General features: G+C 71.6%; 9 protein-coding genes. 6 read left to right on the top strand and 3 right to left on the bottom strand.

Translation table 11 applies throughout. The features are described from left to right. Positions 1-83 precede the first annotated feature (83 nt). Positions 84-929 carry a hypothetical protein gene (locus ABZ449_RS04970; RefSeq protein ID WP_360340298.1) on the top strand — a complete coding sequence of 282 codons (846 nt, stop codon included), beginning with the start codon at positions 84-86 and terminating at the stop codon, positions 927-929. A gap of 4 nt (positions 930-933) precedes the next feature. Here the strand turns inward: ABZ449_RS04970 and ABZ449_RS04965 are convergent, their stop codons facing one another. Then, the gene (locus tag ABZ449_RS04965; RefSeq protein ID WP_360340295.1) at positions 934-1,626 is read right to left on the bottom strand and encodes a hypothetical protein; all 693 of its coding nucleotides are present in this window, start codon (positions 1,624-1,626) and stop codon (positions 934-936) included. 310 nt (positions 1,627-1,936) lie between these two features. Continuing rightward, the gene (locus ABZ449_RS04960; RefSeq protein WP_360340292.1) at positions 1,937-2,914 is read right to left on the bottom strand and encodes a winged helix-turn-helix domain-containing protein; all 978 of its coding nucleotides are present in this window, start codon (positions 2,912-2,914) and stop codon (positions 1,937-1,939) included. 496 nt (positions 2,915-3,410) lie between these two features. Here ABZ449_RS04960 and ABZ449_RS04955 point away from each other — a divergent pair, with 496 nt between their 5' ends. The 4 genes from ABZ449_RS04955 (at position 3,411) to ABZ449_RS04940 (ending at position 8,873) form a co-directional block, all read left to right on the top strand. Next, positions 3,411-4,580: a cytochrome P450 gene (locus tag ABZ449_RS04955; RefSeq protein ID WP_360340289.1), complete on the top strand. Its 1,170-nt coding sequence runs from the start codon at positions 3,411-3,413 to the stop codon at positions 4,578-4,580. Beyond that, positions 4,577-5,743 carry a cytochrome P450 gene (locus ABZ449_RS04950; RefSeq protein ID WP_360340286.1) on the top strand — a complete coding sequence of 389 codons (1,167 nt, stop codon included), beginning with the start codon at positions 4,577-4,579 and terminating at the stop codon, positions 5,741-5,743. Before ABZ449_RS04955 ends, ABZ449_RS04950 begins: the two co-directional genes overlap by 4 nt. A 105-nt stretch (positions 5,744-5,848) precedes the next feature. Beyond that, positions 5,849-7,084 carry an MFS transporter gene (locus ABZ449_RS04945; RefSeq protein WP_360340283.1) on the top strand — a complete coding sequence of 412 codons (1,236 nt, stop codon included), beginning with the start codon at positions 5,849-5,851 and terminating at the stop codon, positions 7,082-7,084. Between the two features lie 4 nt (positions 7,085-7,088). Further along, positions 7,089-8,873, top strand: coding sequence for a prolyl oligopeptidase family serine peptidase (locus ABZ449_RS04940; RefSeq protein WP_360340280.1), 1,785 nt, complete (start codon positions 7,089-7,091; stop codon positions 8,871-8,873). 64 nt (positions 8,874-8,937) lie between these two features. On the opposite strand, the gene ABZ449_RS04935 is transcribed toward ABZ449_RS04940, so the two are convergent. After that, the gene (locus ABZ449_RS04935; RefSeq protein ID WP_360340277.1) at positions 8,938-9,357 is read right to left on the bottom strand and encodes a CBS domain-containing protein; all 420 of its coding nucleotides are present in this window, start codon (positions 9,355-9,357) and stop codon (positions 8,938-8,940) included. 1,002 nt (positions 9,358-10,359) lie between these two features. On the opposite strand from ABZ449_RS04935, the gene ABZ449_RS04930 reads away from it, so the two are divergent. Then, on the top strand, positions 10,360-11,700 hold the full coding sequence (locus ABZ449_RS04930) for an NADH-quinone oxidoreductase subunit D (protein WP_360340274.1): 1,341 nt from the start codon (positions 10,360-10,362) through the stop codon (positions 11,698-11,700). The last annotated feature ends 75 nt before the right edge of the window (positions 11,701-11,775 follow it).

Below are 11,775 nucleotides of genomic sequence, written 5' to 3'. Positions count from 1 at the left end.
GTGACGCCCCGGCTGCCACCGAGCCCGCGGCGAGGCCGGGGGAGGACCGGACCAGGGCGTTCCTGGAGAAGGCCGCGTATGTCGTGGCACCGGGATCGGTCATCGTCGGCCTGCTGTACTACATGGGCAGGACCTACACGACCTCGTACTACGTTCACTTCGGCGTCCCGACGAGCGACCTCGAACTGTCGCGCGAGAGCTATCTGACGGTCAGCCCCACGGCCCTGTTCCTCCCGCTGTGGGTGCTGCTCTGGGTCGTGCTCGTCGTCCTGGCGGTCTTCAGTCTGGTCCTCCACTGGCTGGCACGGCCGCGGGAGGAGCCGCTGTGGCAGCGCGCTGCCCTCGCGTGCGCCCTCGCGGGCGGCCTGCTGCTCCTGCTGGGATTTCCGGTCTTCACCGAGCCGGGCTGGTGGACCGGCGGAGTCCTGTCGCTCCTGGAGGCCGGTTGGCCCCGGGTGGTCATTCCTCCGCTGGTCGTGGCGCTCGGTGCCGCGCTGGCCCTGTTCGCGCTGCGCCTCCACCGGATCGGCCGACGGGAGCGGGGCGCCCCGCCGGTCGGTCTGCGGGTCCAGCGGCTCGGCGGTGCCGCGCTGATCGGGCTGCTGACGATGAGCCTGTTCTTCTCCCTGGCGCGCTACGCGGACGAAGCCGGGGACGACCAGGCGGTCCGCGACTCGGATGCCGGATTCGCGGGCCGGGTCAGCGTCCTGATCTACTCCCGTTCTCCCATCACCCACGATGCCCGCGGCATCCTTTCCGCGGACCTCGGCGACGCGGGCGGGCCGTACCGCTACCAGTACCGGGGCTTCATCCTGCTCGCCAAGTCCAGCGCCCGCTACTACCTCGTCTCCTACGACCGCCGCCGCCCCAAGGACGTGACCGTGGTCCTGCGGGACGACGAAGACATCCGCATCGAGACACTCGGCTGACTCCTCAGCTCTCCGTCGCTCCGGCTGAGGGCTCCCCGGTGGGGGGTGTGATCTCGGGCGAAGGCGTGGTCTCGGGCGTGGGCGACTTCGAGTGCGACGACGGCGACGGTGACGATGGTGACGCTGAACCCGACTCCACGCCCTCACCGATCAACTCGACGCGATAGGCCGCGTCGGCCGCCGACGTGTCGACGGTGAGCTCGGCGGTGTGAGTGCCGACGGTGGTCGGCGAGAAGGTGACCGTGAGGGTGCAGGTGTCCCCGGGCTGGAGGGTCCTTCCGGTGCACGGGTTGTCGGCCACCGAGAAGCTCCCCGCCGAGAGGTGCACGGCCCCGATCGTCGTCCCGGTGCTGGTGACGGCTTCGGTGCTGGTGCCGGTGTTGTTTTCGGACGGGTTGTGAGGAGCGGCGAGGAGAACGGTCTTGCCGGATTGCCCGCCGAGCGGCGTGCTGGGAACCTTCGCCGTGGCCACGGCATTGCCGCCCTGGCTGCCCGGAAAGAGCGTGGCGATCGCGCTCGGATTCGAGTCGGTCGGCGCGGACGTCTGCGCGGTGGGCAGGACGGTTGCCGAAGTCGTTCCGCCGGAGGACGAGCCGCCGCCGCCACCGCCGCACCCGGCTGTCAGCGCCAGCAGGAAGAGGGGCGCGGCTGCCCGCGCCGCCCGCCCTGCGCGAACAACGTTCCGTCCACCAGGCACGATCGTCTCCGCTCCGTGAGAAATGGGTCGCGGTCGAACCTTTGCGTACGCGCGCGCCCGGGGGGCCTCGGCTCGCCTCCGTGCCACGCGTCATCACTCGCACGAGCGGCGGTCGAGGCCGTTTGGCGGGGGCTGTCGGCAGGAGTGGCGTCACCCGGAAGGGAAGCCGATCACCGGGGTACTGACCGGCGGGCTCCTGCCGGGTGGCCAGGACGTGGCCCGGGCCGCGCGGCCGCCCGAACCGCCGCCGCCATCCGGCCCCGGCGCCGTGGCCGGCCTTCGGTGCGGAGGGCCCGACCGCGGCGATGCCCTACGCCGGGAGGTCCGCCGACGGGCGGCATCCGCCGACGAGCTCGGTGCCCAGCGGGGTGATGCTGTGGAGTACGGAGCTGCCCTGGCGGCGGGTGATGACGAGGCCGGCCGCGCGCAGGACGGCGGCGTGCTGGCTGGCCGCGGCGGGTGTGACGCCGAGTCGTCGGCCGAGTTCGCTGGTGGTGGTGCCGGTGGCGATCGCCTCCAGCGCGGCGGCGCGGGTGCGGCCCAGCAGTGAGGGCAGGGCGGTGTCCCCCTCCGTCGGCATCCCCCGGACCGTGGTCCGGAAGGACGCCGCGTCGAGTGCGACGGGGAAGGCCAGTTGGAGCGGCTGGTCGTGTGCCGCACAGCTGCGGTGGCTGTCGACGTTGGGCCAGAGGAAGAACGACGGTGCCAGCAGCAGGCCTTGACCGTCCAGCCGGATCTCGGCGGCGTCGGCGGACGGGATCTCCAGCACGGGGGAGTGCCAGCGGACGGACGGGTGGAGCGTCGCCAGGAGGCCCTCGACCCCCTGCTCGGCCATGATCCTGCGGCGGATGGCGATCTCGCCGTGCACGGCGGCCGAGATGCGCTGCCAGAACGGGGCGACGGCGATGTCGTGGTAGGCGCGGAATGCCGTGTTCATCCGGTCGAGTGCCGCGCGGTCGGCTTCGGCCAGGCCGCGCATCCAGTCCGGCAGCGGGCGTGATGATCCGAGCGAGGCCAGTTCGGCGGCGATCCGCTCGGGTTCCGCGCGGAGCCGGGCGAGGCCCTCGTCGAGGGTTCGGGTGCCGCGTACCGTGGTGAGGAACTCCGGCCGGCCGATCGGGGCGTCGGGTGGCAGCAGATCGAGCAGCGGGCCCATGGTCTCGCGGGAGAACCGGGACCGGACGAGTGCGCGCCACGGCCCGTAGGCGGAGGCCTGGTCGCGACGCTGGAGTACCCGGACGCTGTTCGCCGTTTCGGCGAGCGGATCCGGATCGAGGGCGATTCGCACCCGTGAAAGATCATCGGAAGTCAAATGGACCCGCAACACTGGCTCCCCCTGTGCTATCGCCCGTGATTGCCTTCCGGGTCAGCTTCGTCAGGGTGATCGTTCCTGTCCAGTGTTTTGACGAAAGTCCCGTCTCCGGTCCGGAGTCGACCTTCTTGGATGTGAATGAATGGCGAGTGCGATGACGGTACCGGGAGCGTATTGCGCAGCTCGGTGCGGTAGACGCTGTTGGCCGTGGTTTGTCCGGTTTGCCTCGAAGGGATCCGTGAGGATCGCCGAATCCCCGCTTCTCCACGGCTTTTAAGCGTGGATTGAACGTCCTCGACAACCCGGGGCGGCCGGGTGAGGGTAGTGGTGGCTGCCACCGCAGCGATAGGAATCCCGGCCAGGTGGGGAGGCTGACATGCGTTACAACTACTGAGATTGACTAATTGATGCGGCCCAGGTCATGCACCTGGGCCGCATGTCAGCATTGCTGTCGCCGGTTCGTGAGGAATGCATGATGCTCGATTATGACCCGCTTTCGGCGGACGTGATTGCCGACCCGTATCCGGTTTACTCCGAACTGCGTTCGGCCGCCCCGGTGTTCTGGAGCGAACGGCTCGGATCGTGGGTACTGACCTCGTACGAGGACTGTCGTGCCGTCATCGGCGACACCGAGACGTTCGCGAGCGACTGGCGTCGCGCGGGTCATGACGAGGGCGGTGGGACGCCGTCCATGCAGTCGCTCGATCCGCCGGAGCACACGCCCGTCCGGAGGCTGTTCACCCTCGCCTATCGCGCACAGGACCTGGACGGCATCGGGCTCCGGGCCACCGAGGCCGCGCGCAGCGTCTTCGAACGACTGGCGGACGCGCCCGAGTTCGACTTCACCGCTCAGGTGGCCCGGCCGGTGGCGCTGCGGGCGGTCTGCGAGCTGCTGGGCGTGGAGCCGCCACCGGTGGCGAGCTTCGCCGAGTTGTCCGACGCGCTGGTCCGCGGCATGGACGCGGGGCTGGTTCCCGAGGTGCGGGAGCCGGCACTCGCAGCCCGGGTCGAGATCACTCAGCTGCTCGCCGAGTGGGCCGCCGCGGAGCCGAAGCCCGGCCTGATCGCGGACGTGCTCGCCGGCGCCCGGAGCGCCGGGGTGCCGGACGACGAGGTGTGGAGCAATGTCCGGGTGCTGTTCCTGGCCGGCTTCAGCACCACCGTGGCCGCGGCCGTGAACGCGGTGCTCGCGTTGCTCCAGCACCCCGAGGCACTCGGCCGGATGCGCGCGCCCGGCGTGCTGGAGACCGGGGTGGACGAACTCCTGCGCTACGACGGCCCGGTGCAGGGCACCACCCGGGCCTGTGTCACCACGACCGTGATCGGCGGGGTGACGATCGAGCGCGGTGACCTGGTCATGGCGCTCTTCGGCGCGGCCAACCGCGATCCCGCCCGCTTCGAGGCCCCGGACGAACTCCGGGTGGACCGGACGAAGAACCGGCACCTCTCCCTGGGCTGGGGCCCGCACGCCTGCACCGGCGCCTCGCTCGCCCGCATCATCATCCGGTCACTGGTGACGGCACTGCTCGACTCGCCGGCCACCCCCCGGCTCGCCGCCGCCCCCTGGCGGGCTCCCCGGGCGACCCTGCGCTACCCCGACCGGCTGCCGATGACCTTCCTCCCCGTGGAGCATGACGCGTGACCATCGAGACGAGCCCCTACCACCCGCTGGACCCGGCCGTCCACGCCGATCCGTATCCTGCCTACGCGGCCATGCGCAGCACCGGCGGTCCGTGTTGGAACGAGCAGCTGAACGGCTGGCTGGTCACCTCCCACCGGGACTGCCGCCAGGTGCTGCGGGACCACGAGACCTTCGCCGCCGACTGGCGGCGGGCCGGTGAGAGCATGCCGGACAGCGCGCTCAGCATCCACCACCTCGATCCGCCCGAGCACAGTGCGGTCGCCGGCCTCATCGCGAAGGCCCTGCGGCCGCTCAGCTCACCGGAGTTCGCGGCGCGGGTGCGCGTCACCGTCGACGGCATGCTCGACAGCCTGCCGCCCGGGCCCGTGGACCTGATCGGCTCCTTCACCGTGCCGTTGTCCCGCTGGTTCGTCCCCAGTGCCATGGGACTGCCGGAGTTCGAACCGGAGGTCATGGAACCGATCGCGGCGGCGATCATGCGAGCCATGGACGCCGGGCTGGTGCCCGAGGCCGGAAAGCCGGGAGCGGCCGCGCGGCAGCAGCTGACGGGCATGCTGAAGTCCTGGATCGACGACATGGAGCCCGGCGCACCGCTACGGACCCTGCTGGACGAAGCCCGCCTGGCAGGCCTCCCCGAGCTGATGACGATCAACTCGCTGCGCACCCTGGTGGTCAACGCCTTCAGCTCCGTGCCCGGATCGCTGGGCAACTCGCTGTACGCGCTGGCGCTCCACCGCATCCCGCTGAAGGAACACCTGGCCGTGCCGGGAGTGCTCGACGACACCGCCCCCCAGGAGCTGTTCCGCTACGACACCCCGCTGCAGGCGACCACCCGGCTGTGCGTCACCGACACCACGCTGTCCGGCGCCAGCATCCGGCGCGGGCAGGACGTCGTGGTGTTCTTCGGCGCGGCCAACCGGGACCCGGAGCGCTTCCCGGAGCCCGACCGGATCAAGTTGGACCGAACTCCCAACGGGCATCTGGCTTTCGGCTATGGTGCGCATGCCTGCGCCGGGTCGATGCTCTCGAAGCTCCTGCTCGGTGAGGTGCTCCAGGCCCTCGCCCGCCGCGGCGCGTCGCTCCGGCTGACGGACGAGGTCACCCGCCATCCGTACGCCACCATCCGGTCGCTCGCCGCGCTGCCGGTGGAGATCTCCGGCTGAGTTCCGGCCGGATTCCGGCCCAGCCGGGTTCCGACTGAGCCGGGTTCCGACTGAGCCGGGTTCCGACTGAGCCGGGTTCCGAATGAGGAGATGGGAGCCGCCCCCGTGAGCAGGACGGACCGCTACCGAGACGCGCTCGCCGTGGCGGAGTTCCGCGCGATCTTCGCCGCCCATGTGGTCTCGGTCACCGGTATGGTCATCGCGAACTTCGCGCTGACCGTGCTCATCTACGCCAGAACCGGATCGCCGCTGCTGTCGGCACTGGTCTTCACCGTCACCTTCGCCCCCTACCTGGTCGCGGGGACGCTGCTGAACGCGCTGACCGACCGCCTGCCGATCCGCCGGCTGCTGGTGTGGTGCAACCTGGCCTCGGCAGCGCTCACCGCGGTGATGGCCCTCCCCGGGACCCCGGTGCTGATGCTGCTGGCACTCGCGTTCGGGCGCGGCCTGATCGCCCCGGTGATCGCCGGGGCGCGCGCGGCCACCCTTCCCGACGTGGTGTCCGGACCGGCCTACGTGCCGGCCCGCAGCCTGCTGCGACTGGTGTCGCAGAGTTCGCAGCTCGGAGGCACGGCGCTGGCCGGGGTGCTGCTCACCGGCGTCTCGGCGACCGGAGTGCTGATCGGGAACGCCGTCTGCTTCGTGGTCTCGGCCTTGCTGCTCAGGTTCGGCACCCAGGAACGCCGCCCCGACGACATCGCCGAACGCCCGTCCCTGATCCGGGACTCACTCAGCGGCACGGGCGCGATGTTCCGGGTCAGACCGCTGCGCAGGGTCCTCCTGCTCAGCTGGGCCGTCCCCGCGCTGGGCGTCGCGGCCGAGGCGCTCGCCGTCCCGTACACCGGGAGCGTGCACGCCGGAAGCCTCGGCGCCGGCCTCTTCCTCTCCGCCGTCCCGGCCGGCGCCGTGCTCGGCGAGGTGCTCACCAACACCCTGGCCGACGCGGGCCGGCAGGTCCGGCTGGTCGGCTGGGCCGCCGCCACCGTCTTCGCGCCGATGCTGGTGTTCGTCCTCCACCCGCCGCTGGCCGTCGCCCTGCCGCTGCTCGTGGTCAGCGGTCTCGGCTTCGCCCACCACCTCGGCCTGGACCGGCTGCTGATGGACGTCGCCCCCGAGGAACTGCGCGGCCGGGCGCTCAACCTCCAGTCCACCGGCCTGATGTTCTGGCAGGGCCTCGGGTTCGCCGCGGCCGGTGCGGCCGCCCAGTTCCTCGCACCGGCCCAGGTCATCGCGATCGCCGGCTGCTGCGGCCTGGTCTGCGTCGCCTGCCTGATCGGGCCCGGCCCCGCCCGTCGACCGGAACACCGGACCGACGCCCCCGTCACCGCTGCCTCGGAGTGAAGAGTTGACCGACCACGAGCCCGTCATCGACCAGGAACGGTGGAAGGCCAGGTTCCGAGCGGCCCGGGTCGGCCTGCCGGAATGGGCCAGGGACGCCCCCGCGCGCAGCTTCCACCGCTCCAACGCCTCGGGAACCTGGGAGATCCACGCCCGGGACGAAAGCTCCGGCACGACCCGGCAGGTGACCGACCGGACGAACGGAACCCTCACGGCGGCCATCGACCCGGCCGGCGACTGGCTGTGGTGGTTCGCCGACGAGGACGGCGGTGAGTACGGCGTCTGGATGCGCCAGCCGTTCGACGGTGGCGACGACGAACCGGCCGTCCCCGGCCTGGAGCCGTCCTACCCGGCGGGTCTGGCCCTGGGGTCGAACGGTCTGGCGGTCGTCGGCGGTACGGTCCGCGGCGGAACCACCATCCACCTCTGCGTCCCCGGGACGAGCCCGACCGTCCTCTACCGGCACGAGCAGGACGCCTGGGTCGCCGCGCTGTCCCGCGACGAGTCGCTCATCGCGATCGGGCACAGCGAGGCGGGGGACAGCCGGCACCCGGCCCTGCGCGTGCTGCGCCCCGACGGAACCGTCGTGGCCGACCTCGCGGACGGGCCCGGTCTGGGCGTGCGGGCCGGAGCCTTCTGCCCGACCCCGGGCGATGCGCGCCTGCTGGTGGAGCACGAGCGGCGCGGCCGCCCCGAACCCCTGCTCTGGGACGTCCTGACCGGCGACCAGGAGGAGATCGTCCTCGACCTGCCCGGTGAACTGACCGCCTCCTGGTACCCGGACGGCTCCGCCCTCCTGATCACCCACACCCGCCACGCCCGTCACCAGCTCTACCGCTACGACCTCGCGCACAAGGAGCTGACCCGCCTGCCCAGCCCGCGGGGAGTCATCGCGGGGGCTGCGGCCCGGCCGGACGGCACCGTGGCGTTCGCCTGGACCGACGCGGCCTCACCACCGGTCGTCCGCTCGACGTCGGGAGCGGTGATCCTCACCCCGCCGGGCCCGCCGCCGCCCCCTTCCGTCCCGGTCGAGGACCTGTGGGTCGACGGACCGGGCGGCCCGATCCACGTGCTGATCTCCCGGCCGCCCGGCGGCGAGCAGCCCCACCCCTGCCTCTTCGACGTGCACGGCGGCCCGGCGGGCTGGAACGACGACTCGTACAACCCGCCCGCCGCCGTCTGGGTGGACCAGGGATTCCTGGTCGTGCACGTCAACTTCCGCGGCTCGACGGGCTACGGCTCGCAGTGGCGCGACGCGATCGAGGGCCGCCCCGGACTGACCGAGCTCGAGGACATCCACGCGGTGCGCGACCGCCTGGTGGCCGACGGGATCGCCGACCCGGCCCGGATGGTGCTCTCCGGCCGGTCCTGGGGCGGCTACCTCACCCTGCTGGGCCTCGGCCTGCGGCCCGAGGACTGGACCCTCGGGTTTGTCGACGCGCCGATCGCGGACTACCTCACCGCCTACCGGGACGAGACGGAGATGCTCCGGGCGTACGACCGGTCGCTCTTCGGCGGATCCCCCGACGAGGTGCCCGAGCGGTACCGGCGGTCCTCCCCGCTCAGCTACGCCGAGCGGATCCGCGTCCCCGTCATGATCCTCGCCGGGGAGAACGATCCCCGCTGCCCGATCCGGCAGATCGACCGGTACGTCGAACGACTGGGCGAACTGGGCAAGGAGTGCCGGGTGTACCGGTACGACGCGGGCCACGGTTCGCTGGTCGCGGAGGAACGGATCCGGCAGACCATCGAGATGATCGACTTCGTCGGCGCCCACATCACCACGTCCTGATCGGCTGACCCAGGCGGAGGAGGGCCGCGGGTGATGCCGCCCGGGGCCAGTGTTCGGGCGGGGTTCAGGTGTTGGGGTCGGCCGCGCTGATGTCGGCGAGTGCGGACTCCAGGTCCCGAGCCGTCGCGAGGTCGCCGAGCGAGACGATGCCCACAGCTCGGCCGTCGTCCAGGACCGGCAGGCGGCGCAGGGCGTGGCGGCGCATCAGGTCGGCGGCGCGGCCCGTGTCGTCGTCGGAGGAGACGCTGATCAGCTCGGTGCTGCAGACCTCGCCGATCCTCGTGCTGTCCGGGTCCTTTCCGGCCGCCAGTACGCGGACGACCAGGTCGCGGTCGGTGACGAGCCCGAGCAGGCGGTCGCCGTCCGCCACCAGGACGTCGCCGATGGCGGCATCGCGCATCCAGCGGGCCGCATCGCGCACCGAGATCAGTTCGGGCACCGTGACCGGGTTGGGGGTCGTGATCTCCTTGATCTTCCGGGACATGTCTTCCCTCCACGGAAATCGGATGGGACGGCCCTGGGATTCACCGTGAGCGCGGTGAGCGGCCGGCGTGACGCGAGGCCGGCCGGTCTGCGGGGGCCCGGCATGGTGCGCGGGGCTTCCGGGCGGCGGCCCGGTCGGGGCGGGGACGCCGGCCGTCCCGGTGGTCGTTCCGGAACCGGGACGTACCGGGCGGTTTCCCGGGATCCACGGGTGTCAACCATCCTGCGGGGCCGACGGTCGAAGAGCGGCCCACTCATGGGGCCCCGGGCCCTTCACTCTTCGTGATCGCGCCCCTCCAAAGCGTTCTTGACGTTCTGCAGAGCACCCTGGAGGCCTCGAGCGAAGAGCCCCAGGGCGTTCGCCGTCCGTTTGGGCCAGGCCGGCCGCCGCGATCGTCAGGGACACATCGATCCTGCTGCGACGGCCTTCGAGCGGGTGGAACCGCACAGTGCCGTGGTACTCGGAGTGGCCGCCGACGGCACGGAACGCGATGAGCCGCCGAGGCGTGCGGTCGACGATGTCGGTGTCGAACTCGCGTTCCGCTTCCGGAAGGCCGACCCGCCAGTGGTGGCGCCGCCGGCCGGTCCGGGTCATGTCCCGCACGCCGTCCACGAAGCCCGGGTCGGCCCGACCGACTCGACCCGGGCCCACTCGGTGCGCACCGGGCACACCCTGAAGCAGACCCGTGGCGCGTCATGACGATCACGCCCCTGCGCGCCGTGCTCCCGGCCGCCGGACCGTCGACGACGACCGGCTCCTCGAACGTACGAGAACGGTCTGCCCGACCGGAACCCCCTGACCGTTCCGCCTGCCTGGTCCGCCTGCTGTCTCCGCGGCGTGCGGCCGGCTGGAGCGCCGCCGGTCAGGCCGGGTGTTCCGGGCAGATGTGCGCGATCCTGGATTTGAGCAGCCCATGCCGCCACTTGGTGCCCGTGCGGCTGGCGCGCCGTGACACGGACGCACCAGGTGCGACCGGCGACCCGAGCGGAGGTCATACGGCTGATGAGCGACGTCGAGAACGAGTCGGCAGGAGCGCGGGACACGACCGAGGGCCGCGTGTACACCGTCACCGGCGGCGACTGGGACGAGGTCGCCGGTGACGCGCAGCGACAGGAACGGGTGGACGACGAGCGGATCATCGTCAACATGGGCCCCCAGCACCCGTCCACCCACGGCGTGCTGCGGCTGATCCTGGAGATCGACGGCGAGACGGTGAAACAGGCCCGCTGCGGCATCGGCTACCTCCACACCGGCATCGAGAAGAACATGGAGTTCCGCAACTGGGTCCAGGGCACGACCTTCGTGACCCGGATGGACTACCTGACCCCGCTGTTCAACGAGACCGCCTACTGCCTGGCGGTGGAGAAGCTGCTCGGGATCACCGAGCAGGTCCCGGAGCGGGCGAGCGTGGTCCGGGTGCTGATGATGGAGCTCAACCGGATCTCCTCGCACCTGGTGGCGCTGGCCGCCGGCGGGATGGAGATCGGCTCCACCACGCTGATGGTCTACGGCTTCCGGGACCGCGAGGTCATCCTCGACATCTTCGAGCTGGTGACGGGCCTGCGCATGAACCACGGCTACGTCCGGCCGGGCGGCCTGGCCCAGGACCTGCCACCGGGTGCGCCGGACCAGATCCACGAGGGCGTGCGGCTGCTGCGCTCGCGGATGCACGAGTACGACAAGCTCGCGACCAGGAACCCCGCCTTCAAGGCCCGGCTGGTCGACGTCGGCTTCCTGGACCTGGCCGGCTGCCTGGCGCTCGGCGCCACCGGGCCGATCCTGCGGGCCACCGGCCTGCCGCACGACCTGCGCAGGACCGACCCGTACTGTGGCTACGAGAACTACGAGTTCGAGGTCGCGGTGGCCGACACCGCGGACTCCTACGGCCGCTTCCTGATCCGGCTGGAGGAGATGAAGCAGTCGCTGCGGATCGTCGAGCAGTGCCTGGACCGGCTGCGTCCGGGTCCGGTCATGGTGGCCGACAAGAAGATCGCCTGGCCGGCCCAACTGGCCGTCGGGCCGGACGGGTTGGGTAACTCCCTCGACCGCATCCGGAAGATCATGGGCGAGTCCATGGAGGCGCTGATCCACCACTTCAAGCTGGTGACGGAGGGCTTCCGGGTCCCGGTCGGCCAGGCGTACGCGGCGGTCGAGTCCGCCAGGGGAGAGCTGGGCGTGCATGTGGTCAGCGACGGCGGCACGCGGCCGTATCGGGTGCACTTCCGCGACCCGAGCTTCACCAACCTGCAGGCGATGGCCGCGATGTGCGAGGGCGGCCAGGTCGCGGACGTCATCGTCGCCGTCGCAAGCATCGACCCGGTGATGGGCGGCGTGGACCGTTGAGAGCTGTCGCACCGTCGAGGCACCCTCGGCCGGCACGCCGTCGGTGGCGACCTTCTCCCCGCGCCGCCGTGATCC

It is taken from the genome of Kitasatospora sp. NPDC005856, from assembly GCF_040629945.1.
Taxonomy (GTDB): domain Bacteria; phylum Actinomycetota; class Actinomycetes; order Streptomycetales; family Streptomycetaceae; genus Kitasatospora.
This window is presented reverse-complemented; position numbering and strand designations above follow the sequence as displayed.